Source organism: Albimonas pacifica (genome assembly GCF_900113695.1).
Classification (GTDB): domain Bacteria; phylum Pseudomonadota; class Alphaproteobacteria; order Rhodobacterales; family Rhodobacteraceae; genus Albimonas; species Albimonas pacifica.
This window is the reverse complement of the sequence record NZ_FOQH01000008.1, coordinates 1-20,440: the sequence shown is the minus strand read 5'-3', so window position 1 is coordinate 20,440 and position 20,440 is coordinate 1. Positions and strand designations below refer to the sequence as shown.

Below are 20,440 nucleotides of genomic sequence, written 5' to 3'. Positions count from 1 at the left end.
CCGAGCGTCCGTCCCGCTGATTTTTGATAAGCTGCCGGAGCGGGGTTTTCCCCTTTTCCGTCAAGCACTTGACCGGAGCGTCCGAGATCATGCCTCGTCCTCCGGATCCACGTCATCCGCAAGCCCTTGATTTCGCTGGAAATCGCCCGGCATCGGCGGCGGGGCGAAGTCGGACGGGCCGACCGGCCGCGCCTGACCCTCGACCACCCGAGCGCCGTCGCCCGGCTGGCTCTGGACAGGCTGGCCAGGCAGGACGATGAAGTTCGGCGGAGCCGCACCGGCCGTGTCCGGCGTCACCTTCGCCAGGCCGTAGGGCAGGAGCGCCTCCTGCGCCTTGCGCATCTCGCCCAGGAGCGACAGGGCGAGGCTCAGGCGCTGGCCCATGGTGGGCGCGGGGACCGCCTTGTTGCCCTCGCCGTCGTCCTCCTCCCGCGCGCCGTCCTGAGCCCAGGCGAGGAGCTGCTCGGCCCGCGCCATCGCCTGGGTGAACAGGTCCCCGCCGCCCAGGTCCAGCCCGGCCAGGCGGGCCAGCTGGTCCTCGGGCATCGCCCAGCCGCGGGCGGCGAACAGCTTGCGCAGCTCGGCCCGCTTGGCCCGGTTCCGCGACCCCAGCGGCCGGCCGGGCCCGCGGCGCTCGCCCTCGTCCTGGGCGACAGGCGCGGCGGGCTCCGGCGCGGCCAGGAGCGACAGCTGCTCGCCGGCCTGCCGGGCGGAGCCGATCCGGTCGGCCGCCTCAGCCGCCAGGCGCTGCGCCTGAGCCGTCTTCTCGCCGCCGCTCATGCCAAAATCCCCGCTTTGTTTAAGGGTTTCAGCGGGTTGGCCGGGATGGAGGCGAGGCGTTGAAACCGGGTTTCATCCCGGTTTCGGGCTGGTTTCAGCCCCGGTTTCAGACTTTTATCTTTATTTCCATATAGATAGGTATAGATGAAACCGTGAAACCGACCATGCGCGCGCGCGCGTGTGATCGCGCGCATTGCGCATACGCGGGAGGCGATTTCCGGTTTCACGGTTTCAGAGCGGCGCAAGCCCTTGGAATGGCTCGCGAAACCCTGAAACTCGGCTGAAACCTGAATGAAACCTGACGTCGATCCGGTTTCAGCCCCAAACCCCCGCCCGGGCGCAACCTCCGCGCGAGCGGAGGCGGCCGCAGGCCGCGGTTCAAGGCATCTGTACACGGGTCCGGGCGCGGGCGAAAGGGACCGGCGGGTGCGGGTGCGGACCATCGGCGGCGGCTCCTCAGTCGATCCAGTCTTCGGCGGGGTCAGGGGGCCCGGAGAGGTCCGGAGGGCTGGGCTCGTCGCCCTCCGGCTGCAGCTCCAGAAGCGTCGGAAGCGGAACGGAAATGCACCGCACGTTGAAGCCGCCGAAGCGGCGGCCGGCGGAGGCCTCGGCGCCCGGCACGCGGCGCAGCGACTGCATCCAGACGCCCGTCTGTCCGGGGGGCGCCCACCAGATCGAGTTCTCGAGGAGCTTCGACAGCTGGGCGTGACGGTTGGCAACCAGAAGGCGAGCCTCGAAGCCGCGTCCCTCGACCAGGAGCCCGCTGTCGCGCAGGATCCCGTTGGCCTCCTGCGGCTCGATCGAGGGCGCGCGACCGTCCTTGAAGGTCCCGATATCGGCCGCCGCCATGCACAGGGAGGCGACGGAGTAGCGGACGCCCTTGCGCCAGGGATCCAGCTGCTGGGTCAGCAGATGGCCCGCCAAGCGCTGCCAGTCGCGCGCCTGATCGACCTGGTCGGTGATGACGTGGGCGGCGAGCTTCTCGGCCCAGGTCTCGCACCACGCCGGCGTCGGGACGGTGTCGCGCAGGCACAGGTCGGCCATGGCGAGCAGCGTGCCGAACTGGTCCGCGCCGCGGGCGCTGTGCCCCTTCCCGGCGAGGGCGGCGCGGTAGAGCTCGAGCGTCTCGCCCCAGTCGCCCCAGCGCAGCAGGATGCGCGTGCGCAGGGCCTGCCCGATCCGCCGCATCTCGTCGGGGCGGATCACGGGGGACTTCGCGCCTCGGCCGAGCTGGTCCAGCTCGAGGAGCGCCATGCGGCTCAGGTCCTGGTCCAGCATCGCCGGGCGCAGGATCGAGGACAACAGGAAGCAGGACCGGGCGCGGAACTCCTGCCCCTTGTGGTCGGCCCCGCCGCGCATCACCAGCCCGCCCGAGGCGGCCTGGCGCGCAAACTTGATGATGGCGGTCAGCTTCGACCGCGCGTCCACGTCCGGCTCGACCTCGTCGAGGGCGACCGGCAGGGACTTGCACCCCAGCGTCTGCCAGAGGCTGGGCGCGGTGGCGTCGGAGCTCTGCAGCAGCGCGCCCTCGCCGCCCAGGACGTGGCCGATCAGGTCCTGCAGGGTGCTCTTGCCCGTGCCGGCGTCGCCGGTCAGCCAGACCAGCGGGCGCCAGCGCAGGGCCCCGCCGAACATGGCGCAGCCCATCCAGCCCAGCAGCAGGATCGCGTCCAGCTCGCCCCGTTGCCAGCGCCAGCTTTCGAGGTAGGCCATCAGCTTCCCGGCGGCGCCCTCGGTCTTCGCGTCGGGGGCGAGGGGGCGGGGGATGCGGGCGTCGGACGGGTAGACGTATCCGTCGATCTCGCCCGGGTCCCTCCACTCGCCCCGATGGAGGATCGCGTCGCCGCAGTGCAGGATCACGCCCCCGTCGCCGTCGAGCCAGGCGCCGAGGCCGCGCAGGCGCTGCAGCGGGTTCCAGATGCCCTGCTCGGCCGCGGCCCGCTGCATGGCGGCCGCGGCCTTCGCCTGGTCCCAGCCGATGACGACGTCCCCACCCTTGGTGGTGCGCTTGTAGTGCTGGCGCAGGACGTCCTCGCGCCCGCCGAAGATGTGCAGGATGGTGTCGCGATCGTGCTTGCGGACGTCGCGGACCTGGCCGAGCCAGTCGACATACCAGCTCGTCGCGCCGTGGACGCCCAGGGCCTTCACCGGGCAGTCGCGCCAGATCTCGCCGGGCCGGGCGTCGCCCGAGGGCGGGCCCTGGCGCTTGCCGGGACGCTTGCCGGTGGTCTTCTCGACGTGGTCGCGGGCCTTGTCGCTCAGCTCCTGGCCGGCGCCCTGCCCGCCCGGCGCGGCGGCTTCGGGCGCGCTCTCGAGCTCGCCTTTCAGGACGCGCAGCGACGGCTTCTTGCCCCCCTCTCCGGCCGTCACGTCAGACCTGCCCGCCGGTTCCGGGCCGCGACGACGGCGGCGACCGGAACGCGGTCGTTCCAGGCCTCGGCGATGATCGAGGTCGACACGCGGTAGGCCTGCGCCGCCCAGGTCAGGCTCCGGTGGGTCTCGCCGCCCACCAGAACCAGCGGCCGGACCTCCTCGTGGGAGCGGGGGCCGCGCGCGGCCGAGCCGTAGCCGTCGACGCCGTTCACCGCGCGGCCTCGTCGAGCCTGGCGAGCTCGGCCGTGACGGCCTCCTGGGCCGCCTGCAGCTGCTCGCGCTGCGCGTCGAGCTCCTTGCGCGCGGCCGCCGCCAGGTCCCGGGCCTCCTTGAGGATCCCGCGAGCCTTGCCGCGCATTCCGACGTGCGCCCAGTAGGCCGCGCGATCAGGCGCGTCCTGGACGCGGGCGATCTTGGTTTCGGTTCGCATTCGACGCCCCCCTCTAGAAGTCGATTTCGCAGGTCGGCTCGACCAGGCTCGAAAGCTCGTCGACCAGCACCCCCAGACGCTTGACCTCGGCGCGCGCCTGAGCGCGGAGAAGGGAGAACTCCATGCGCGCCTGGGCGTCAGCCGCGCAGGTCATGGGCCCCTGCAGCCGCAGCGCCAGCACCGCCAGGCCCTGCACCAGAACCGGCAGGTTGGATGCCTGGTCGAGGAAGCGCTCGGTGGCCTCACGGGCGAGATCGCCGTGAAACCCCACCGGGTCGCGTTCCGATCCAGATGCGTCGCCCGCCTTCTCTCCGAGCTTCGGAAGTTTCTTGGGGATCATCATGCTGCGCCCTCCTCGCGCTCCTGTGCCCGCGCCTGGCGGAGCGCGTCGTTCAGGTCCTTGCCGCCGTGGTGGTTCCGCCAGACGCGGACGCGCCGGCCCTCGGCCGCGAGACGGGCGGCGGCGCGGTCGATGACGGCGCGCTGCTTCTCGCCCGGGTCCTGGTCGGCGATGATCGTGGCTTCGGTCAGCGCCGGCGGCAGGACGATCGCCTCCATATTGCCGAGGTTCAGGGCCGCGACGACGTAGGTGTCCGGCTCCCGGCCCAGCATCACGGCCGCGCTCAACCCGTCCTCGATGCCCTCGGAGATGAAGACCCGGGCGCCGTCGCGCGCCTGCGCGAGCGGGCGGTTCTTGCCTGACCGCGGGCCCCAGCCGGACCACAGGCGGATGAAGCCGCCCTTGTGCTGACCGTGGATCTTCTTCGGGGCCGGCACGGGCGCCTTGCCCCAGCCGCCGCGGCCGTCGGGCGCGAGCCAGGTGATATGCGTCCCGATGGCCTCGGGCGGGGCGTCGGCCTGCCAGGGACCATGGATCTGGGCGACCATCGCGGGCCATGCGCCCTCGAAGATCTCGCCGGTCTCCTCGTCCTCGTGGTAGTAGCGCAGCCGCGGCACGAAGCGCAGCGCGCCGGGGGCGCGGCCGAGGTCGGCGGGCCCGACGCAGCGCCCGGCCAGGTAGGCGGCCGCCGGCGTCCCCTCGAGGGGCTTGCCGCCCAGCCACAGGGCCCGGGCGCGGCCCCGCTTCTGCAGCGCCTCCCGCTCCGCCTGGGCCTTCGCTTCCTCGGCCGCCCGCTGCGCGCGCAGGGCCGCCTCATGGCGGAGGCGGCGCTGCTCCGGCGTCTCCTGGTCGGCGATCCCGAGGAAGGCCCGCGCCTCCTGCACGGCCGCGGCCCGGTCGCAGCCGAGCGCCAGCTGGATCAGGTCCAGCATGTCGCCGCCCTCGCCCGTCGCCCTGTCGTGCCAGCGCCCGGCGTGCGGACCCGTGACGTTGACCCAGAAGCTCCCGATATGCCGGTCCACCCGGCCGGGGTTGAGCGCGCGCCAGGTCGGCCCGTCGCGCCGCCCGTTGGGGGCGTAGCGCCGGGCCACCGCCTCGGGCTGGGCGTTGAGCTGGGCGACGATCGCCTGGAAGTCGGAGAGGCCGCGGGTCATCCAAACAGCCGCCCGTCGTCGCACAGGAAGGCGTTGCGCATGGCCGTCAGGTGGTCGGGGTGGATGCAGTAGCCCTCGCCGACCACGGTGTGGATCGCGTCGTGCGGCAGCCCCGCGTCGCGGAGCAGCTTGCGCAGGTTCCGGATCTGCACTTCGACCGCGTTGGACAGGGGCGGGTCCAGCGGGTCCCGCGCGGAAACCTCGGAGAGCAGCTGCCGCGAGACGGGCCGCCCAGGCCTGGCGTTGAGCAGGACGGCCAGCATCCGCCCGAGCGCCGGCGTCAGGGGCACGCGCCAGTTGCGCGGCTGGGCGTCTCCGGTCAGCCCGAGCGCCTCCTCGAGGGCCGTGCAGCGCTCGATCAGCTCGAGGCAGCGGATCTCGAGGTCCTCGCGGGACAGGAGGGAGACGTCGGCGCTCATGCCCGCCCCCCGGGCTGCACGCTCTGGGCCGCCTCGATCGCCTTGCCCGCGCGGCGGACCCACGTCAGCGCCAGCGCGCCCTCGAGCGCATACCATGCCCGCCACCAGGCGCCCGAGCGATCCAGCTCCGGATCCTCGAGGTCGCCCAGGCCGAGCAGCTCTCGGGCCGCGCTCACCAGACCCTGCGTGACGGGGTGCAGCGGCGTCGTGCGCGGCAGCAGGTCCTCGACGTCCCGCAGGGCGAGCGCCAGGTGGGAGGGGTGCGAGCGGCGGCACAGCATGGCCGCCGTCAGCACGGCCACCAGCGCCTTGTCGGCGTCGTTGAGGGGCGGCACGGCCGGGGCCTTGTCGCGGCCCCCCTCGTGCACAAGGAGATCAGGCTGCGCGGTCATCGCAGGTCGGCCCTCTGCTGCCAGTCGAACTCGATCTGATCCATCGCGCCGGCGATGCGCCGGGCCTGCGCCTCGGCGATCGTCAAGCCGTCCTCGAGGGCGGCGAGCTGCGCCAGGAAAGCGTCCGCCGCCGTCTGGCGGGCGGCGTCGTCGACGTCGGCCTCCGGCCCGACCTCGGCCAGGAACGCCTCGAGCGCCTCGGTCAGGTCCGCCCGATCCGGCAGAAACCAGTCGAGCCGCTGTCGGAGCTCGGCGGCCTCGTCCTCGGTCAGCGGGCGGAGCTTCGCGGCCATGGCCCGCGCGGCGGCGTGCAGGCCGAACGCGATGATGGGGGATCGGGGGGCGTCGGTCATTCGATCACCGCCCCGGGAAAGGCCGGGTTCCGATCCCATGCCCCCGTCCGGCAGGACTTGCACATCCGATGATGCGCGCCCTCCGAACGGAACTGCACGCCGCAGCAGATGCAGGCGCGCGGGTGGGTCGGCGCCTTGGGCTTCGACCAGTCTTCGACCTCCGAGGCGCGCTTGCGGTGGGGTCTGGGCCGGCGGTCCTCGGTCATGCCGAACCTCCCGAAAGTTCCCCGCCGCGGGGCCACCACCGGGGCTCGACCTCGAGATCCGGCTCCGGCGCGTCGTCGAGCTGCCCGAGCTGCTCCGGCGTCAGCATGGAGGTCGGGACCATCCGGACCGGGTCCAGCGGGCGCCCGCCATGTTTCGCCGAGACGAACAGCTCGGCGTCCTCGCGCCGCGCGAAGCGGGCGATCTCGGTCCAGGTGAGCTCCTCGACTTTGAAGCCGTCGCCGTCGGGGCTGATGCCGAGATGCGTCATGCCTGCGCTCCCGAAAAATCCCCGCCGCCGGTCCGTCCAGGCAGGGAAACGGACCGGCGGCGGGGGAGTGAGCCGCGGGCGAGGCGACAGCCAACTCCCGCGGCCAGGGAGGAGAGGGACGGCCGCCGCGCCGGGAACCCGCAACGCGGCGCGGCGACCGGGCGGGGAGCGACGCGGCCCACGGGGCCTACTCCGCCGCCACCGACGCGGCGGGGGTGGCCGCTGCGTCGGGGTTCCGTCGGTCAAGCAGGATCTCGAGCTCGGCGCGCGTGGCGCCGAAGATCAGGTGCTCGGCCGTCAGGGGGATGCCGTGGGCGCGGGCGTGGGCGAGGAGCTTGCGCATGTGGGGAGGCGGAACGTCGCCCGCCTCCCGCCGAGGCCCCGCACGTCGCCAATGCGACACCGCGGTTCGATGGCGGTCGCAGACCTCCGCAACAGCTCCCGGGGAGCCGAAGAGGCTGACAACGACATCGACGGGGGACACTGCGTTGGACATATCTGTCGATACGCCACACATGTGCGATCTTCAAGAGCTTTCCGCACTTCTATGTGCGGCTCCGCGCTCTCATGTTGCGCCGCATGGATGCATCGTTCTTCAAGAAGCTTCAGCGCCAAATGGGCGTGACAAATGATGATCTCGCCCGGAAGATCGGGCGGGATCGAACCGTCATATCTAGAATTTACAGCGGTGAACGAAAACTGAAGCCGGAAGAGGTTTCAGCTTTTGCTAGCCTGCTACAGATCCCAATCGATCTCGTGCTGGAAAAAGCGGGGCTTCATCATCCGGCGGCGAAAGCCATGGCCGGCCGTTCGGCGCATCCCTCAAGTGAGCTTGAAGAGTATGATTGGACAGGGGTTCGCAATTCCGACGAGTACTTCAGCCTCTTCGGAATAGCCGGTGCTCACAGAACCGCTTGGATCGTCAAGACTGAGCACATGATCCTCGGCGGCTATAAGCCAGGGGACTGTCTGGTGTCTGATCGCCTCAAGGCTGAGACCGCGAAACGCGGGGACGACGTGCTGGCGGAGGTCCTCGATATTGCCACGGGGAATGCCTCGCTGGTGCTCCGACGCTTCGAGCCGCCCATCATATTTGCGCTCAGCGCCCGACCCGACTTCGCTCGCCCAATGGTGGTCGATCATGAACGAGTAGTTATCAAGGGTGTAGTGGCCTGCATGTGGCGCGGCCTCTAGCGCCGCGCGCAGCAAATCTCATAAGTGCGACAACCTCACATTTCTGCTTGAAAGTGCGATAATCTCACGTTACCTCTGCGTCCGACAGCGCAGAGGAGCTCGACACATGGCCCTCCGCGCCCATTGCGAGGAGGACTTTCATGCCGCAACCCGCTCCGCCCCCGCTGCCGCCGATCAGCGACGAGCTCCTGGCGCACCTGGCGATCACCGCCGGCGACGTCGCCCAGGACCGCGCCAGCGCCGACGGCGTCGCGCTGCTCTGTCTGACCATGCCCGCGATCATCGACGAGCTGCGCGCGCGCCGCCGCTACGCCGCCCGGATGCGCGCTCTGGCCGAACGCCTGCAGGCCTGGCGCGACCGCCGCGGCCGCCCGGTCGCGCGCAACGTCGTGACCCTGCCGCCGCCGCCGCGCCGCCCGGCCCTCGGCCTGACCGCGGGAGGGCCCGCCGATGGCTGAGGATCTCCTGCCCGCCCTGTTCCTGACCGGCTTCGGCGGCTTCCTCGCCGGGCTCGCCTTCGGCCTGGCGACGCGCAACGTCCGCCAGGTCCGCAAGCCGGAGGGCCTGGAATGAGAACCCCGCCCGGCCCCTCCCTCTCCTGCCCCGCCTACACGCGGCCGCCGGTGTTCATCCGCTCGGCCGAGCTGGCGAAGCTGCTGGGCTACGCCTCGGCCGCCACGTTCCGCGACGCCCGCCTGCGCCTCGAGGAGGACGAGGACTTCCCCCCGCCTGCCCGCACAGCCGGCCGCGAATACCTCTGGCGGCGGGACGAGGTCCTCGCCTGGCTGGATCGCCCGCTGCCGCCGGTCGAAGGCGTGCCCGGGCTCTCGGCCGCCGACCTCGCCGCTGATCGCGCGGTGATGTTGCGCATGGCGGGCGCCGCGTGACGCGCCGCCGCGCCTCCCCAGCGCCCGCGCGCAAGCCATCGGCGGTCGGGCCGCTCGACCAGGTGCGGGCGAAGGGCGGCAAGATCCCGCCGCGGCTGCGCGACCGCGAGCGGGCGGACGGATCCTGGCGCCTGTGGTGGGAGCCGACGCCGGCGGAGCGCCACCTGGGGTTCGAGGTCGTGGAGCTCGACCCGAACCGTCTGACCTGGTCGCTGCGCCAGGCGGAGGGGCTGAACCGCCGCGTGCAGCGCGCCCGCGAGGGCTCGATGCTGTCGGCGGGCGCGACGCGCACCGTCTCGGCCCTGGCCGCGAAGTTCCGGGCGTCGCCCCGGTGGGGGAAGCTCAAACCCGCCACGCGGCGCGACTACGACGAAACCCTGCGCCGCATCGAGAAGAAGTGGGGCGCCACCCGCGTCGCCGCCTTCACCAAGCCCATCGTCTACGAGTGGTACGAAACCCTCTACCGCGAAAAGGGCGCCTCGCTGGCCGCCCATGACGTCCGCGTCCTCTCGGTCCTCATGACCTACGGCGAGCTCGTCGGCTGGGTGACGGATCATCCCGCGCTCCGGCTCAAGCTCGAGACCCCGCCGCCCCGCGACCGCGTCGTGAGCTGGGAGGAGTTCGGCGACCTGCTCGCCTCGGCCGAGAAGCTGCAGCGGCCGGGCGTGGCGCTCGGGATCGCGATCGCCTGGTATCAGGGCCAGCGGCAGACCGACGTCCTCGCCGCCTGCGCCGGCGACTTCATCGAGCGCGAGGAGGAGGGCGAGGCGCTCCTCGTCTGGGCCTTCGAGCGCTCGAAGGCGCGGGCCGGCTCCGAGGCGAAGCACGCGGCGATGCCGATCCATGACGAGCTGCGGCCACTGCTGGACGCGCGCCTCGCCGAGCTCGCCGGCGGCGGGCCGGCGCCCGACCCCCTCGCGCCCGTCGTGGCGTTCGGGGGCCAGGCCTACGCCGCCGACACCTTCCGGCACCACTTCGCCCAGGTCCGCGCCGCGGCGGCGAAGCGCATGCCCTCGCTCCGCGACGTCCAGTTCCGCGACCTGCGCCGCTCCTGGGCGTGGTGGTCGCGCGAGGGCGGCGCGTCCGAGCGCGACCGGGCCGACGGCCTGGGCAACCAGTCCGACCGCAACCCGCGGCTGGGCCAGACCTACAACCCGCCCGCCTTCGACGGCGCCAGGCGGGCGGTGCAGGCGATGAAGCGGCCGGGCAAGCCGGCCGGCGCGAAGAAGGAGACGCGATCTTGAAGCACACGAGGTTCCACGACGCAGCCCCCGGCGCCGGCACGCGCCGCGCCGCGGTGCGGCTGCAGCGCCAGCGCGCGATCTGGCTGGCGACCCCCAAGACCTCCGCTCGCAGCCGCCAGCAACGCCGACAGGCCGAGCGGAAGGCGCGCAAGGCGAAGGCCGCAGCGCTCCGCGCCGCGGCGCAGAAGGAAGGGCGCAAGTCATGAGCCTGACCCTCGAAGCCGACGACGGCGACCTGGTCGCCAAGGCCATCGCCTGGGGTGAGCTGAGCCTCGGGGCGATCCTCGCGCACCTGGCCAACCATCACGCCGAGGAGCTGGACCGCATCGCGACCCAGCTCGCGGATCTCGCCACGAGAAACCGCGGCGTGGCCGACGCGCTCGACCTGCTTGCGGCCGCCCACGCGAAGGCCGAGGCGGCGAACCGACCGGAGGTCGAAGCATGAACACCCATCTCCTCGAGCGCTGCCACGCCGCGCTCTGCGACCAGCTCGGCCAGCTCCTCGCGAGGCAGGACCAGATCCGGGCCGAGCACCAGATGATGGCCGCGTCGGGCGTCTACGCCTTGCCGACGGAGCTCGACGCGGCGCCCCAGCTGCAGCGCCTGCGCCGCCTGATCCTGGACGTCGAGGCCGAGCTGGGCCGACGCCCGCCCGGGACGGATCCGTGGATCGGCTCGGTGATCGACGATCGGAGGGCGGCATGAGCGGCGCCGACAGCAACCCCGAGATCACCCATCTCGCCGATATCGCCATGAGCCTGCTCGATCAGCTCATCCCGGAAGGCTGCGCCTACGTCGTGATCCTGACCCAGCCGTGCGCCGACGCCGGGGAGGACATGCCTCTCCGCCTGCGCATGCGCGGGCTTTGCGACGAGCACGCCGCCGACGTCCTGGCGCATCTGTCCCAGACGGCGCGGGCCGGGGGCGCCCGGCGCATCGCAGCGCCGGCGAAGGTCGGGAGGGCGTGATGGCGGAACAGGAACGCCGCCTGACGCTCTACCGGCGGGGCGAGGCGCGGCTGCAGAAGCTCGCCCGGATCATCGAGCGGGAGCTGCCGAAGGGGATGGTCTTCGTCCTGCACATCGGCACGCCCAACCCCGAGGGCGGCGTCGGGTATGGCGGCTACGTCTCGAACGGCGACCGCGCGCAGATGATCGCCGCGATCCGCGAGGCGGCCGACACGCTCGAGGCGCGCGGAGACGTCCCGCCCGGCGCGCCGATCCCGGCGGGGAGGGCGTGATGCTGCCGCTCCGCATCCACGACGCGACCCGGGTGCTGGCCGAGGACCAGGACGATTTCACCGCGCTCGCCATCCGGGACGAGAACGTCGGCGGCTTCAATCAGATGACCAGCCTCTGGGAGCCCAGCCCCGCCGAACGCGCCGCACTCGCCGCCGGCGGCGCGGTGCGCCTCACGATCCTCGGCTCGGTCCACCCGCCGGTCATGCTCGCCGTCCAGCCGCCGCCTTCGGAGGAACCCACGTGACCACACATGCCATCGACTTCGACGCCCTCGGGGCCTTCGTCATGCCGCGGCTGTTCCGCGGCTCGCTCCCGCCCAAGCAGGCGGCGCCCCTGCGCCTCCTGATCGAGCAGGGCCTCGGCCGCGGCAAAGGCCTGCGCAAGACCGCCTATGTGCTGGCGACCGCTTACCACGAGACGGTGCGCTTCCTGCACATGGAGGAGATCGGCCGCGGCGCCGGCAAGGCCTACGGCGAAGATCTCCCCCTCATGGGGACCGGCTCCCGCGTCGATCAGCGCCGCCGCTACCACGGCCGCGGCTTCGTGCAGCTCACCTGGCTGCGCAACTACGCCGACATGTCCGTGCGCCTGGGCCTGGACCTGGTCAGCAACCCGGACCTCGTGAAGAGCCCCGAGATCGCATCGGAGGTCATCTGGGAGGGGATGCTGGAAGGGGTCTTCGGCGACCGCCTGTCCCAGCATGTGCGCCCCGGCCACCTGGATTTCCGGAACGCGCGGCGCTGCGTGAATGGCCTCGACCGGGCCGACGATGTCGCTGGCTACGCCGGCGTCTTCCTCGAGGGGCTGCGCGCCAGCCTCTCGCCTTCCGTCTGAACAGGAGACTTCCATGGAAGCGAAACCCTTCTGGGCCTCGAAGAGCATCTGGGCCCAGGTCGTGGCCCTGGTGGCGACGCTGACCACGATGGCCGGCCTCGACCTCGGCCTCACGCCCGAGGTGCAGGTCGCCATCGTCTCCGCCGTGCAGGCCCTGGTCGGGATCGCGCTGCGGTTCAAGACCAACCAGCCGGTGCGGTAAAGATCGAGGCGCGGCCTGCGGGCCGCGCCTCAAGACTGCGGCGGGGCGTCATCCGACGAGATGCCCCGCCGCGCATCAGCCCGACGCGCGATCCGTTTCACCAGGTGCTTGACACCGAAGAAGAAGAAGCAGCCGGCGACATGCAGCGGAAAGGTCCCCAGCAGCACCGCGCCGAAGGATCTCGGCGCGTAGCCCAACTCGCGCAAGTTCGGCCCCACGTTGAACTCGAACCTCAGCATCGCGAGGACGGTCAGCACCGCGGCGCCGATCAGGACCTGCCACCACTTCTTGCAAAGTATCCCGATAAGGGCCCAAAGAGCGAGCGACATCAAATCCCCCCGAAGAATGCGATTCGCCCACGGGCGAGCCTACCCTTGAACGACGGTCGCGCTTACCCTACGATGCAACTGCGCGTCGAAAAAGGGCGCGTCGGGTTTGGCGACCCGCTTCGTTCACAGGCGCTCGCAAGCCGCGCCCCATGGGTGCGGCTTTTATGGTCGGGCGCAGTGGGAGGCCTTCGGGCCTGCCGGTCCCTGTGAGCCGGTTCGCCAACCCGCTGTTGCCCGGCCACCCGTTTTGGCGAGCGGGCGTCGGGCTCCATCACAGGAGCTTGAGATGCTGGATCTGCTCACCTTTGAAGATACCGAGATCGAGGTCATCCGCCGCGACGGCGAGATGTGGTTCACCGCACGCGACCTGGCCGAGGCGCTAGGCTATGCGGATGACCGCGCCGTCCATCGGCTCTACCAGCGCAACGAGGACGAGTTCACCGCGGACATGAGTTGCACGGTCAAGCTGACCGTGCAGGGGGACCTGAGTGGTCAATCTGACCACGCAGGTCAGCGCCGCGAAGTCCGCGTCTTCTCCCTCCGCGGCGCCCACCTGGTGGCGATGCTGGCGAAGACCGAGCGGGCCAAGGCGTTCCGCCGCTGGGTGCTCGACCTGATCGAGGAGGAGGGGGAGCGGCGGCCGCCGGCGGCGGGCCTGCCGGTCGCGGCCTTCGATCCCTTCGCCGCACCGCTGCCGGCCGACCGCGCCCATCTCAACCGCATCGCCCACTGGCGCGGCATCCGCGACCAGGCGGCCGCGCGCCTCGCCGAGCTGGGAGACCCGCCCTTCGCCGGCGGCTTCGCCGGTCGGATGCCCGGAAGCGGGGGCCTCTCGGCCGAGGACCTGGCCGAGCTGATCGCCGAGGCCCGCGCCATCCGCGACCGTCGGCGCGCCGACATGCGGATGGACGGCAACCCCTTCGCCATCGACCTCTATGTGATTCTCGAAGAAGCCCTGCGGAACTTCGCCGCCCGCCGCTGATCGTCTCGGCCGAGACGCGAACGCCCTCCCGATCGGGAGGGCGTTTCGCATTTCCGTCCGACTCGGACGCTTTCGGACGCTCGGACGGATGCACTGCTAAGTGCTTGATTTTGGTGAGCCGTGCAGGATTCGAACCTGCGACCCGCTGATTAAAAGTCAGCTGCTCTACCAACTGAGCTAACGGCCCGACCGGGGGCTCTGATAGGGGGCCGGGGGGCGGGGGTCAAGCCGTCGCGAGGCGAAGGCGGGAAGGAAGATGCCCCGCAGCCCCGCGCAGTTCCCCGCCCCCCCGACCCGGCGACGCGCCCGGACCTCGCTCGCCCCCCCGATCCCCGGGCCCCCGCCGCCCCGCGCAAGCCCCGCGACCCCGGGTCCGCCGTCGCCGCCCCCGCCGCCCCCCCCGCCGGCGGGGCTTGGTCCCGGAGACGGCGGACGCTAAGACATCCGAACAATAACAGCGGGACGGCGACCCTGCCGCCCCGCAGACACGGGAGGAACGCCATGCCGGGCTTCGACGGCAAGGTCGCGCTGGTCACCGGCGCAGGCTCGGGGATCGGGCGCGCCACGGCGGTGCAGCTGGCGGGAGAGGGGGCGCGGGTCGTCGTCTCGGACCTGGTCAGCCAGCTCGCCCAGGCCACCCATGACGAGATCCGCGACGCGGGCGGCGAGGCCGAGATCGCGGTCGCCGACGTCGCCTCGGCGCAGGATCACGCCCGCACGGTGGCGGCCGCCGTCTCCCGCTGGGGGGCGCTGCATCTGGCGGTGAACAACGCCGGCGTCGCCGGGGTGCGCGCGCCGCTGCACGAACAGACGCTCGAGGACTGGGACCGGATCATCTCGATCAACCTCACCGGGGTGTTCCTGGGGATGCGGGCGCAGATCCCGCAGATGCTGAAGGCCGGCGGCGGGGCGATCGTGAACATCGCCTCGATCCTGGGCTCGGTGGGGCGGGCCAACGCGACGGGCTACGTCGCCTCCAAGCACGCGGTGGTGGGGATGACCCGCGCGGCGGCGATGGACTACGCCGAGCAGGGCGTCCGCATCAACGCGGTCGGCCCCGGCTACATCCGCACGCCGCTGGTCGAGAACGCGGTCGCCGACCTCGACCCGATCGTGCAGCTCCACCCGGTCAAGCGGCTCGGCCGGCCGGAGGAGGTGGGCGAGCTGATCGCCTTCCTGCTCTCCGACCGCGCCAGCTTCATGACCGGCGGCTATCACGTGGTGGACGGCGGCTACACCGCCCAGTGAGACCGCCGCAGCGGTCCCGGCGCGGCGCCGCTCAGGCGCTGCGCCAGAGCACCCCCAGGAACGCCCCCTTCACCCGCGGCAGCAGCACCAGCGAGCCGACCAGCACCACCGCGGAGATCGCGGCGACCGAGGCCCACATGTTCTCCCACTCCGCGCCCCAGTACATCAGCGGGATCGCGAGATGCCCGGCGATCAGGATGGTGACGTAGGCCGGCCCGTCGTCGGCGCGCAGGCCGCGGAAGGACTGGCCGCAGGCAGGACACTCCTCGCGCACCTTGAGGTAGGCGCGGAACAGGCCGCCCTCGCCGCAGCGCGGGCAGCGCCCGCGCCAGCCGCGCATCAGGGTCCGGCCCATCGGCGCCTCGGCGGGCACGCGCTCGACCGAAGCGTCCAGCGAGGCGGTCGCCGGATCGGCGTCGGGGGCGGGGCGGGCGGTCTCGTCGGCCATGGACGTTTCCTCTCCTTGTTCGTGGGCGCATAGGTGACGCCCGCGGCGCGTCGGCGCAAGCCGGGCGCGACGCTGCGGCCGCGGCGTCGGGCGCAGGTCCGCCTCCCGCCCGGCGCAGGGCCGCGCGCCTCGCGGGGCTGGCGCGGCCGGCCCCGCGCGCGTATATGCGCGCCATGGCCAAGGACGCATCCTCCGCCCCCCTGCGCTTTCGCAAGATGCACGGGCTGGGCAACGATTTCGTGGTGATCGACGCGCGCGCGGGCGGCCCCCGCGTGACGCCTTCGCTCGCCCGCGCGCTGGGCGACCGTCACCGCGGGGTGGGCTTCGACCAGCTCGCCGAGATCGTGACCGGCGCCGAGCTGGGCGACCCGGAGGCCGACGCCGGCCTGATCTTCTGGAACGCCGACGGCTCCACCGCCGGCGCCTGCGGCAACGCCACCCGCTGCGTGGCCTCGCTGCTGCTGGCCGAGACCGGGCGCGGGGCCGTCGCCATCCGCACCGAGCATGGCCGCCTGACGGGCCGCCTGCGCGAGGACGGGCTGATCGAGGTGAACATGGGCGCGCCCGCGCTCGACTGGGCCTCGGTGCCGCTGGCGCGGGAGGTCGACACGCTCGCCCTGCCCCTGCCCGGCGCCCCGGCGGCGGTGTCGATGGGCAACCCCCACTGCGTCTTCGTGGTCGAGGACGCCGAGGCCGTGGACCTCACCGCCCGCGGCCCCGAGATCGAGCGTCACCCCCTGTTCCCCCAGCGCACCAACGTCGAGTTCATCTCGCTGATCGCCCCCGACCGCCTGCGCCTGCGGGTGTGGGAGCGCGGCGCGGGCGTCACGCTCGCCTGCGGCTCGGGCGCCTGCGCCGCCGTGGTCGCCGCCGCCCGCCTGGGCGTCACCGGCCGCCGGGCGGTGGTGGAGCTCGACGGCGGCGCGCTGGAGATCGAGTGGCTGCCCGAGGACCAGGGCGGCGGCGTGCTGATGGCCGGCCCCGTCGCCACGGTCTTCGAGGCCGAGCTCTCGCCCGCCTTCCTCGACGCCCTCCCCGCCGAGGCCTGAGCCCATGCCCGACGACGCCCGCGCCCCCGCCCCCCCGGTCTTCGAGACCTTCGGCTGCCGCCTGAACGCCTACGAGACCGAGGCGATGAAGGCGCTCGCCGCCGAGCAGGGCCTGGGCGACGCGGTGGTGGTCAACACCTGCGCGGTGACCGCCGAGGCCGTCCGCCAGGCCCGCCAGCGCATCCGCAAGCTGCGGCGAGAGAACCCCAACGCCCGCCTGATCGTCACCGGCTGCGCCGCCCAGACCGAGCCCGAGACGTTCGCGACCATGCCCGAGGTCGACCTCGTGCTGGGCAACGCCGAGAAGATGCAGGCCCCCGCCTGGGCCCGGCTGAAGCGGGAGGAGGCGCTCGGCGGCGCCGGCGGCCCCGACCTGATCGGCGAGACCGAGAAGATCCGCGTCGACGACATCATGTCGGCGACCGAGACCGCCGGCCACCTGATCGACGGGTTCGGAACGCGCGCCCGCGCCTACGTGCAGGTGCAGAACGGCTGCGACCACCGCTGCACCTTCTGCATCATTCCCTACGGCCGGGGGAACTCGCGCTCGGTCCCCGCCGGCGTGGTGGTCGAGCAGATCCGCCGCCTGACCGCGCAGGGCTACAACGAGGTGGTGCTGACCGGCGTCGACCTCACCTCCTGGGGCGCGGACCTGCCGGGCAAGCCGCCGCTGGGCGACCTTGTGCAGCGGATCCTGCGGCTGGTCCCGGACCTGCCGCGCCTGCGCATCTCCTCCATCGACTCGGTCGAGGCGGACCCGGCGCTCGTGGACGCCGTCGCCTCGGACCTGCGGCTGATGCCCCACCTGCATCTCTCGCTCCAGGCGGGGGACGACATGATCCTCAAGCGGATGAAGCGCCGCCACCTGCGCGACGACGCCATCCGCTTCTGCGAGGACATCCGCCGCGCCCGCCCCGACATCGTCTTCGGCGCCGACCTGATCGCGGGCTTCCCGACCGAGACCGAGGCGATGTTCCTCAACTCCCTCAAGCTGGTCGAGGACTGCGGCCTCACCTGGCTTCACGTCTTCCCCTACTCCCCCCGCAAGGGCACCCCGGCGGCCCGCATGCCCCAGGTTCCGAAGTCGGTCGGCAAGGACCGCGCCGCCCGCCTGCGCGCGGCGGGCGAGGCCGCCCGCGACGCCTGGCTCGACGCCCGCATCGGCCGGACCGAGCGACTGGTGATGGAGACCGAGACCCGCGGCCGCTCGGAAGGCTTCGCCGAGGTCGTCCTCCCCGCCCCCCGGACCCCCGGCGCCCTGGTCGAGGCCCGCATCGCCGCCCGCGACGGCGACCGCCTGCTCGCCGCCTGACCGCCAGGCGCAAGCCCCCCCGCGCCCCAGGCGCCGACGCCCGCCCTCCGGCGCGCCGCGCGTCTCCAGGGGCGCCGCGGGCTTGACCCGGGGCCTCTCCCCGGCCGCCGCCCCTCGCGCCACGTGCATCGGCCTCCGCGCCGCCGATGCCGCGCCGCCGGCGCCGCGCGCCGACGCCCGGGCCCTCCGCGCGCCGTCCCGCGCCGCGGTCCTTCGCCTCGCCCGCCCGCCGACCGATCGTCGCCCCACCCCCTCCGGCGGTTGAAACCCGGCCTCGCAGGGCGAAGTATGGGGGCGGCCCCCATTTTCAGGAGCGTTCGCCATGTCCACCCCGCAGGTCCCCTTCCCGATGCCCGACGTCCTGGTCCGCAACTGGAAGTGGCTCGTCGGCATCGGCGCGGCCCTGGTCGTCATGGGGATCTTCGCGATCCTGGCGCCCTTCCTCGCCTCGGTCGCCATCAACGCCTGGATCGGCGTCGCCTTCCTCTTCGCCGGCATCGCCCAGGTGGCGCAGAGCTTCGGCAAGGGCGGCTGGCGCGAGTCCGTCGGCCACCTGCTGATCGGCGCGGTCTACATCCTCGGCGCGCTGCTGGTGATCTTCGACCCGCTCGCAGGCCTGATGGCCTTCTCGCTGGTCATCGTGGTGATGCTGGCGGTCTCGGGCGTGGTGCGCCTCTACGAGGGGTTCCGGATGCGGCCCGCGAAGGGCTGGGGCTGGATGGCCGCCGCCGGCGCCGCCGCCCTGGTCGCGGCGATCGCGATCTACGCGGCCTTCCCCGGCTCGGCCATGTGGCTGCTGGGGCTGATCGCGGGCATCGCCTTCGTCTCCGACGGCTCGGCCCTGCTGGCGCTGGGGCTCGCCGCGCGCAAGCTCGACCGGGCCTGAGGCCTCAGCCCGCCGCGCGGAACTCGACCCACAGCGGAAAGTGGTCCGAGATCCGCGCGGCGAGCGAGCGCGAGGGCATCGGCGGGTCCGCGTAGACATGCGGGCGGAAGTCGAAGCCCCCCGCCGCCAGCGGCTCCAGGGTCAGGCCGGCGCGGCCCTCGCCGGCCTCGAACCAGGCGATCTGGTCGTAGAAGCTGGGCTTGGCGAAGATCGTCCGCGGGACCGCGTGCAGCGCCGGCGGCACGTGCAGCCCGCGCGAGGCGAAGGCCTCGTAGAGCGGGTCGCCCATCCGGTCGATGTTGAAATCCCCCAGCACCAGCAGGTCCTGGTGGTAGCGGTTCGTGGTCGCCGCCCAGTCCGCCATCCAGCGCGCGAACCCGTCGAGCTCGCGCCGGCGCTCCTCCAGCGCCTCCGCCCCCGCGTCGCCGTAGAAGACGTGGCAGACGGTGAGGATGAAGGTCCGCGCCCCCGCCTGGAAGCTGACCGCATAGGGCGCCCGGGCGAAGGCGCGCAGGGGCGAGCCCTCCAGCCCCTCCCCCGGCACGGTCAGCTCGCCGGCCAGCCCCGAGAGCCGGGCGCGCGAGAGGTCGAAGAGGAACCCCATCCGCTCGTCGTTGCCCCGGTCGCCGCGATTGACGTCGGTCACCAGGAACCCCCAGCCGGGGCCCAGCGTCTTCATCAGCGTGCGCAGGGCGCGCAGGTCGCCCTTGATCTCCTGCAGGGCCACCACGTCGAAGCGCGAGACGATCTCGGCGATCGCGTGCAGCCCGCGCCAGTTGCGCACGGGGCTGCCGCCCTCCTCCCAGGTCTCGCTCAGCGAGGCGAACTGGCAGATGTTCCAGGTGGCGAGCAGCAGGTTGCGGTCGACCTCCCGCTTGGGCGGGATGGCGGCGTCGAGCGCCGCCCGCAGCCCCGCGGCCTCGGCCTGCACTTCGGGGGGCGCGGTGCGGATGTCGGGCAGCGGCTCGGACATGGCGGGCTCCGGACGGCGGGCGCACGCCAGCCTAGCGCATCCCCGCGCCCCCGTCGCGCCTGTCAGGCCGGGGAGCGCACGGCCTCCCCTTCCCCGCGCCCCGCCCGCCCCGCAGACCCCGGTCGCGCCCCTCCGCCCGCCCCACGCCCCTCGACGCCCGCCCCCAGGCGCCCCCGAACCGGCCCCTCGCGAAGCGCCTGTTCCCCGGAGCCGTCCGTCGCTGATGCCGATCGGAGCTGCGGCGGGGGCCGGGTCAAGGATCGCGCAGCGACCGCCGAAGGCGGCTTGTCCTTGACCCGGCCCCCGCCGCAGCTCAGGCATCTGAAGCGACGGACGGCTGCGGGGAGCAGGCGCGGCCCTGTTCCCTGGTGAGTTCAGAAGCGGCGCCCCCCGCGCCCCCCGCCCGCCGCCGGGGCGCCGCCTCCGCCCGCCCCCGGCGCGCCGCCTGCCCCGCCGCCGCGGGCCCGACGCCCGCCCCGGGCGCGTGCGTCGCGCGGCGGCTTCCAACCTGCCGGCCCTTTCCTCGCCTGCCCCTACGCGCTATGCCGAGCCTCGTTCGGACCTCCGCCGCGCGGCAGCTCATCGGATCGCCCATGTCGTTCTTCAACAAGCTCAAGTCCCGCCTCTTCAAGTCCTCGGACCGGATCGAGAAGGGCCTCGACGAGCTGATGGCCGACGGCGAGCCCGAGGAGATCGCGCCCCCCGAGGTCCCCGCGCCCCCCGCCGAGACCCCGCCCGCGCGCCCGGTCGAGACGCCCCCCGCGCCCCCGGCCGAGACGCCGTCCCCCGCGCCCGAGACCCCGCCGCCTCCGCCCGCGGAGCTGCCCGAGGACCCGCGCCCCGCGCCCGGCCCGGACGCCGCCCCGCCGCCGCCGAGCCCCGCGCGCCCCGAGCC

Annotated in this window: 34 protein-coding genes, 1 tRNA gene and 1 pseudogene; 19 read left to right on the top strand and 17 right to left on the bottom strand. The window is 72.9% G+C overall.

Going from position 1 to position 20,440, the window contains the following annotated elements:
- Positions 1-87: 87 nt before the first annotated feature.
- From BM064_RS17315 to BM064_RS28505, 13 genes are all read right to left on the bottom strand, one after another.
- A complete protein-coding gene (locus tag BM064_RS17315; protein ID WP_092861615.1) occupies positions 88-780 on the bottom strand; it encodes a hypothetical protein in 693 nt (230 codons plus the stop codon).
- Complete coding sequence (locus BM064_RS26995; RefSeq protein ID WP_143103366.1) at positions 777-1,223, bottom strand: hypothetical protein; 447 nt, start codon at positions 1,221-1,223, stop codon at positions 777-779. The genes BM064_RS17315 and BM064_RS26995 overlap by 4 nt, the downstream gene beginning before the upstream one ends.
- 13 nt (positions 1,224-1,236) lie before the next feature.
- On the bottom strand, positions 1,237-3,150 hold the full coding sequence (locus BM064_RS17310) for a hypothetical protein (protein ID WP_092861613.1): 1,914 nt from the start codon (positions 3,148-3,150) through the stop codon (positions 1,237-1,239).
- Positions 3,147-3,365, bottom strand: a complete 219-nt coding sequence (locus BM064_RS17305; protein WP_092861611.1) for a hypothetical protein — start codon at positions 3,363-3,365, stop codon at positions 3,147-3,149. Before BM064_RS17305 ends, BM064_RS17310 begins: the two co-directional genes overlap by 4 nt.
- Positions 3,362-3,583 carry a hypothetical protein gene (locus BM064_RS17300; protein WP_092861609.1) on the bottom strand — a complete coding sequence of 74 codons (222 nt, stop codon included), beginning with the start codon at positions 3,581-3,583 and terminating at the stop codon, positions 3,362-3,364. Before BM064_RS17300 ends, BM064_RS17305 begins: the two co-directional genes overlap by 4 nt.
- A 13-nt stretch (positions 3,584-3,596) precedes the next feature.
- The gene (locus BM064_RS17295) at positions 3,597-3,923 is read right to left on the bottom strand and encodes a hypothetical protein (protein ID WP_143103365.1); all 327 of its coding nucleotides are present in this window, start codon (positions 3,921-3,923) and stop codon (positions 3,597-3,599) included.
- Complete coding sequence (locus BM064_RS17290) at positions 3,923-5,077, bottom strand: DUF7146 domain-containing protein (RefSeq protein WP_092861605.1); 1,155 nt, start codon at positions 5,075-5,077, stop codon at positions 3,923-3,925. The genes BM064_RS17295 and BM064_RS17290 overlap by 1 nt, the downstream gene beginning before the upstream one ends.
- Positions 5,074-5,496, bottom strand: coding sequence for a winged helix-turn-helix domain-containing protein (locus tag BM064_RS17285; RefSeq protein ID WP_177236313.1), 423 nt, complete (start codon positions 5,494-5,496; stop codon positions 5,074-5,076). Before BM064_RS17285 ends, BM064_RS17290 begins: the two co-directional genes overlap by 4 nt.
- Positions 5,493-5,888 carry a hypothetical protein gene (locus BM064_RS17280; RefSeq protein WP_143103364.1) on the bottom strand — a complete coding sequence of 132 codons (396 nt, stop codon included), beginning with the start codon at positions 5,886-5,888 and terminating at the stop codon, positions 5,493-5,495. The genes BM064_RS17285 and BM064_RS17280 overlap by 4 nt, the downstream gene beginning before the upstream one ends.
- Positions 5,885-6,241, bottom strand: coding sequence for a hypothetical protein (locus BM064_RS17275; RefSeq protein ID WP_092861599.1), 357 nt, complete (start codon positions 6,239-6,241; stop codon positions 5,885-5,887). The genes BM064_RS17280 and BM064_RS17275 overlap by 4 nt, the downstream gene beginning before the upstream one ends.
- Positions 6,238-6,447, bottom strand: a complete 210-nt coding sequence (locus BM064_RS17270) for a hypothetical protein (protein WP_092861597.1) — start codon at positions 6,445-6,447, stop codon at positions 6,238-6,240. Before BM064_RS17270 ends, BM064_RS17275 begins: the two co-directional genes overlap by 4 nt.
- Complete coding sequence (locus BM064_RS17265) at positions 6,444-6,716, bottom strand: hypothetical protein (protein WP_092861595.1); 273 nt, start codon at positions 6,714-6,716, stop codon at positions 6,444-6,446. The genes BM064_RS17270 and BM064_RS17265 overlap by 4 nt, the downstream gene beginning before the upstream one ends.
- A 187-nt stretch (positions 6,717-6,903) precedes the next feature.
- Positions 6,904-7,212: a carph-isopro domain-containing protein gene (locus BM064_RS28505; protein WP_425426175.1), complete on the bottom strand. Its 309-nt coding sequence runs from the start codon at positions 7,210-7,212 to the stop codon at positions 6,904-6,906.
- 53 nt (positions 7,213-7,265) lie between these two features.
- On the opposite strand from BM064_RS28505, the gene BM064_RS17260 reads away from it, so the two are divergent.
- From BM064_RS17260 to BM064_RS17205, 13 genes are all read left to right on the top strand, one after another.
- On the top strand, positions 7,266-7,910 hold the full coding sequence (locus tag BM064_RS17260; protein WP_342741377.1) for a helix-turn-helix domain-containing protein: 645 nt from the start codon (positions 7,266-7,268) through the stop codon (positions 7,908-7,910).
- Positions 7,911-8,050: 140 nt separating this feature from the next.
- Positions 8,051-8,368 carry a hypothetical protein gene (locus BM064_RS17255; protein ID WP_092861592.1) on the top strand — a complete coding sequence of 106 codons (318 nt, stop codon included), beginning with the start codon at positions 8,051-8,053 and terminating at the stop codon, positions 8,366-8,368.
- Positions 8,361-8,483, top strand: a complete 123-nt coding sequence (locus tag BM064_RS28380) for a hypothetical protein (protein WP_281244879.1) — start codon at positions 8,361-8,363, stop codon at positions 8,481-8,483. Before BM064_RS17255 ends, BM064_RS28380 begins: the two co-directional genes overlap by 8 nt.
- Positions 8,480-8,797 carry a helix-turn-helix transcriptional regulator gene (locus BM064_RS17250; protein ID WP_092861590.1) on the top strand — a complete coding sequence of 106 codons (318 nt, stop codon included), beginning with the start codon at positions 8,480-8,482 and terminating at the stop codon, positions 8,795-8,797. Before BM064_RS28380 ends, BM064_RS17250 begins: the two co-directional genes overlap by 4 nt.
- Positions 8,794-10,041 carry a site-specific integrase gene (locus BM064_RS17245; protein WP_092861588.1) on the top strand — a complete coding sequence of 416 codons (1,248 nt, stop codon included), beginning with the start codon at positions 8,794-8,796 and terminating at the stop codon, positions 10,039-10,041. The genes BM064_RS17250 and BM064_RS17245 overlap by 4 nt, the downstream gene beginning before the upstream one ends.
- A complete protein-coding gene (locus BM064_RS17240; RefSeq protein WP_092861586.1) occupies positions 10,038-10,247 on the top strand; it encodes a hypothetical protein in 210 nt (69 codons plus the stop codon). Before BM064_RS17245 ends, BM064_RS17240 begins: the two co-directional genes overlap by 4 nt.
- Positions 10,244-10,486: a hypothetical protein gene (locus BM064_RS17235; protein ID WP_092861584.1), complete on the top strand. Its 243-nt coding sequence runs from the start codon at positions 10,244-10,246 to the stop codon at positions 10,484-10,486. The genes BM064_RS17240 and BM064_RS17235 overlap by 4 nt, the downstream gene beginning before the upstream one ends.
- A complete protein-coding gene (locus BM064_RS17230) occupies positions 10,483-10,746 on the top strand; it encodes a hypothetical protein (protein WP_092861582.1) in 264 nt (87 codons plus the stop codon). The genes BM064_RS17235 and BM064_RS17230 overlap by 4 nt, the downstream gene beginning before the upstream one ends.
- On the top strand, positions 10,743-11,009 hold the full coding sequence (locus BM064_RS17225) for a hypothetical protein (RefSeq protein WP_092861580.1): 267 nt from the start codon (positions 10,743-10,745) through the stop codon (positions 11,007-11,009). Before BM064_RS17230 ends, BM064_RS17225 begins: the two co-directional genes overlap by 4 nt.
- Complete coding sequence (locus BM064_RS17220; RefSeq protein WP_092861578.1) at positions 11,009-11,281, top strand: hypothetical protein; 273 nt, start codon at positions 11,009-11,011, stop codon at positions 11,279-11,281. Before BM064_RS17225 ends, BM064_RS17220 begins: the two co-directional genes overlap by 1 nt.
- A complete protein-coding gene (locus BM064_RS17215; protein WP_092861576.1) occupies positions 11,281-11,526 on the top strand; it encodes a hypothetical protein in 246 nt (81 codons plus the stop codon). Before BM064_RS17220 ends, BM064_RS17215 begins: the two co-directional genes overlap by 1 nt.
- Positions 11,523-12,116, top strand: a complete 594-nt coding sequence (locus BM064_RS17210) for a glycoside hydrolase family 19 protein (protein ID WP_092861574.1) — start codon at positions 11,523-11,525, stop codon at positions 12,114-12,116. The genes BM064_RS17215 and BM064_RS17210 overlap by 4 nt, the downstream gene beginning before the upstream one ends.
- A 13-nt stretch (positions 12,117-12,129) precedes the next feature.
- Positions 12,130-12,318, top strand: coding sequence for a hypothetical protein (locus BM064_RS17205; RefSeq protein ID WP_092861572.1), 189 nt, complete (start codon positions 12,130-12,132; stop codon positions 12,316-12,318).
- A gap of 29 nt (positions 12,319-12,347) precedes the next feature.
- On the opposite strand, the gene BM064_RS17200 is transcribed toward BM064_RS17205, so the two are convergent.
- Entirely contained in the window at positions 12,348-12,647 is a 300-nt protein-coding gene (locus tag BM064_RS17200) for a hypothetical protein (protein WP_092861570.1), read from the bottom strand.
- 286 nt (positions 12,648-12,933) lie between these two features.
- Between BM064_RS17200 and BM064_RS17195 the strand changes: the two genes are divergently transcribed.
- Positions 12,934-13,629, top strand: coding sequence for a BRO-N domain-containing protein (locus BM064_RS17195; RefSeq protein WP_092861568.1), 696 nt, complete (start codon positions 12,934-12,936; stop codon positions 13,627-13,629).
- Positions 13,630-13,740: 111 nt separating this feature from the next.
- Here BM064_RS17195 and BM064_RS17190 read toward each other — a convergent pair.
- Positions 13,741-13,816: transfer RNA gene (locus BM064_RS17190), tRNA-Lys, on the bottom strand.
- 314 nt (positions 13,817-14,130) lie between these two features.
- Here BM064_RS17190 and BM064_RS17185 point away from each other — a divergent pair.
- Positions 14,131-14,877, top strand: a complete 747-nt coding sequence (locus BM064_RS17185; protein ID WP_092861566.1) for an SDR family NAD(P)-dependent oxidoreductase — start codon at positions 14,131-14,133, stop codon at positions 14,875-14,877.
- A gap of 31 nt (positions 14,878-14,908) precedes the next feature.
- Here BM064_RS17185 and BM064_RS17180 read toward each other — a convergent pair whose 3' ends face one another.
- Positions 14,909-15,325 carry a DUF983 domain-containing protein gene (locus BM064_RS17180; RefSeq protein WP_245779198.1) on the bottom strand — a complete coding sequence of 139 codons (417 nt, stop codon included), beginning with the start codon at positions 15,323-15,325 and terminating at the stop codon, positions 14,909-14,911.
- A 173-nt stretch (positions 15,326-15,498) separates the two neighbouring features.
- On the opposite strand from BM064_RS17180, the gene dapF reads away from it, so the two are divergent.
- From dapF to BM064_RS17165, 3 genes are all read left to right on the top strand, one after another.
- Entirely contained in the window at positions 15,499-16,374 is an 876-nt protein-coding gene (gene dapF / locus BM064_RS17175; RefSeq protein ID WP_245779197.1) for a diaminopimelate epimerase, read from the top strand.
- A gap of 4 nt (positions 16,375-16,378) precedes the next feature.
- Positions 16,379-17,686, top strand: a complete 1,308-nt coding sequence (gene mtaB / locus BM064_RS17170) for a tRNA (N(6)-L-threonylcarbamoyladenosine(37)-C(2))-methylthiotransferase MtaB (RefSeq protein WP_092861562.1) — start codon at positions 16,379-16,381, stop codon at positions 17,684-17,686.
- Between the two features lie 322 nt (positions 17,687-18,008).
- Positions 18,009-18,572, top strand: coding sequence for an HdeD family acid-resistance protein (locus BM064_RS17165; RefSeq protein ID WP_092861560.1), 564 nt, complete (start codon positions 18,009-18,011; stop codon positions 18,570-18,572).
- Positions 18,573-18,576: 4 nt separating this feature from the next.
- Here the strand turns inward: BM064_RS17165 and BM064_RS17160 are convergent, their stop codons facing one another.
- A complete protein-coding gene (locus tag BM064_RS17160) occupies positions 18,577-19,545 on the bottom strand; it encodes an endonuclease/exonuclease/phosphatase family protein (protein WP_092861558.1) in 969 nt (322 codons plus the stop codon).
- A gap of 593 nt (positions 19,546-20,138) precedes the next feature.
- Between BM064_RS17160 and BM064_RS27545 the strand changes: the two are divergent.
- A pseudogene (locus BM064_RS27545) lies at positions 20,139-20,440 on the top strand (signal recognition particle-docking protein FtsY); the annotation flags it as partial.

Excerpts from the sequence above, each read along its gene's own strand:
- BM064_RS17315 (WP_092861615.1), bottom strand. The coding sequence starts at position 780 with ATGAGCGGCGGCGAGAAGACGGCTCAGGCGCAGCGCCTGGCGGCTGAG.
- BM064_RS26995 (WP_143103366.1), bottom strand. The coding sequence starts at position 1,223 with ATGGTCCGCACCCGCACCCGCCGGTCCCTTTCGCCCGCGCCCGGACCC.
- BM064_RS17300 (WP_092861609.1), bottom strand. The coding sequence starts at position 3,583 with ATGCGAACCGAAACCAAGATCGCCCGCGTCCAGGACGCGCCTGATCGC.
- BM064_RS17295 (WP_143103365.1), bottom strand. The coding sequence starts at position 3,923 with ATGATCCCCAAGAAACTTCCGAAGCTCGGAGAGAAGGCGGGCGACGCA.
- BM064_RS17290 (WP_092861605.1), bottom strand. The coding sequence starts at position 5,077 with ATGACCCGCGGCCTCTCCGACTTCCAGGCGATCGTCGCCCAGCTCAAC.
- BM064_RS17285 (WP_177236313.1), bottom strand. The coding sequence starts at position 5,496 with ATGAGCGCCGACGTCTCCCTCCTGTCCCGCGAGGACCTCGAGATCCGC.
- BM064_RS17280 (WP_143103364.1), bottom strand. The coding sequence starts at position 5,888 with ATGACCGCGCAGCCTGATCTCCTTGTGCACGAGGGGGGCCGCGACAAG.
- BM064_RS17275 (WP_092861599.1), bottom strand. The coding sequence starts at position 6,241 with ATGACCGACGCCCCCCGATCCCCCATCATCGCGTTCGGCCTGCACGCC.
- BM064_RS17270 (WP_092861597.1), bottom strand. The coding sequence starts at position 6,447 with ATGACCGAGGACCGCCGGCCCAGACCCCACCGCAAGCGCGCCTCGGAG.
- BM064_RS17265 (WP_092861595.1), bottom strand. The coding sequence starts at position 6,716 with ATGACGCATCTCGGCATCAGCCCCGACGGCGACGGCTTCAAAGTCGAG.
- BM064_RS28505 (WP_425426175.1), bottom strand. The coding sequence starts at position 7,212 with ATGTCCAACGCAGTGTCCCCCGTCGATGTCGTTGTCAGCCTCTTCGGC.
- BM064_RS17255 (WP_092861592.1), top strand. The coding sequence starts at position 8,051 with ATGCCGCAACCCGCTCCGCCCCCGCTGCCGCCGATCAGCGACGAGCTC.
- BM064_RS28380 (WP_281244879.1), top strand. The coding sequence starts at position 8,361 with ATGGCTGAGGATCTCCTGCCCGCCCTGTTCCTGACCGGCTTCGGCGGC.
- BM064_RS17250 (WP_092861590.1), top strand. The coding sequence starts at position 8,480 with ATGAGAACCCCGCCCGGCCCCTCCCTCTCCTGCCCCGCCTACACGCGG.
- BM064_RS17235 (WP_092861584.1), top strand. The coding sequence starts at position 10,244 with ATGAGCCTGACCCTCGAAGCCGACGACGGCGACCTGGTCGCCAAGGCC.
- BM064_RS17230 (WP_092861582.1), top strand. The coding sequence starts at position 10,483 with ATGAACACCCATCTCCTCGAGCGCTGCCACGCCGCGCTCTGCGACCAG.
- BM064_RS17225 (WP_092861580.1), top strand. The coding sequence starts at position 10,743 with ATGAGCGGCGCCGACAGCAACCCCGAGATCACCCATCTCGCCGATATC.
- BM064_RS17220 (WP_092861578.1), top strand. The coding sequence starts at position 11,009 with ATGGCGGAACAGGAACGCCGCCTGACGCTCTACCGGCGGGGCGAGGCG.
- BM064_RS17215 (WP_092861576.1), top strand. The coding sequence starts at position 11,281 with ATGCTGCCGCTCCGCATCCACGACGCGACCCGGGTGCTGGCCGAGGAC.
- BM064_RS17205 (WP_092861572.1), top strand. The coding sequence starts at position 12,130 with ATGGAAGCGAAACCCTTCTGGGCCTCGAAGAGCATCTGGGCCCAGGTC.
- BM064_RS17200 (WP_092861570.1), bottom strand. The coding sequence starts at position 12,647 with ATGTCGCTCGCTCTTTGGGCCCTTATCGGGATACTTTGCAAGAAGTGG.
- BM064_RS17195 (WP_092861568.1), top strand. The coding sequence starts at position 12,934 with ATGCTGGATCTGCTCACCTTTGAAGATACCGAGATCGAGGTCATCCGC.
- BM064_RS17185 (WP_092861566.1), top strand. The coding sequence starts at position 14,131 with ATGCCGGGCTTCGACGGCAAGGTCGCGCTGGTCACCGGCGCAGGCTCG.
- BM064_RS17180 (WP_245779198.1), bottom strand. The coding sequence starts at position 15,325 with ATGGCCGACGAGACCGCCCGCCCCGCCCCCGACGCCGATCCGGCGACC.
- dapF (WP_245779197.1), top strand. The coding sequence starts at position 15,499 with ATGGCCAAGGACGCATCCTCCGCCCCCCTGCGCTTTCGCAAGATGCAC.
- mtaB (WP_092861562.1), top strand. The coding sequence starts at position 16,379 with ATGCCCGACGACGCCCGCGCCCCCGCCCCCCCGGTCTTCGAGACCTTC.
- BM064_RS17165 (WP_092861560.1), top strand. The coding sequence starts at position 18,009 with ATGTCCACCCCGCAGGTCCCCTTCCCGATGCCCGACGTCCTGGTCCGC.
- BM064_RS17160 (WP_092861558.1), bottom strand. The coding sequence starts at position 19,545 with ATGTCCGAGCCGCTGCCCGACATCCGCACCGCGCCCCCCGAAGTGCAG.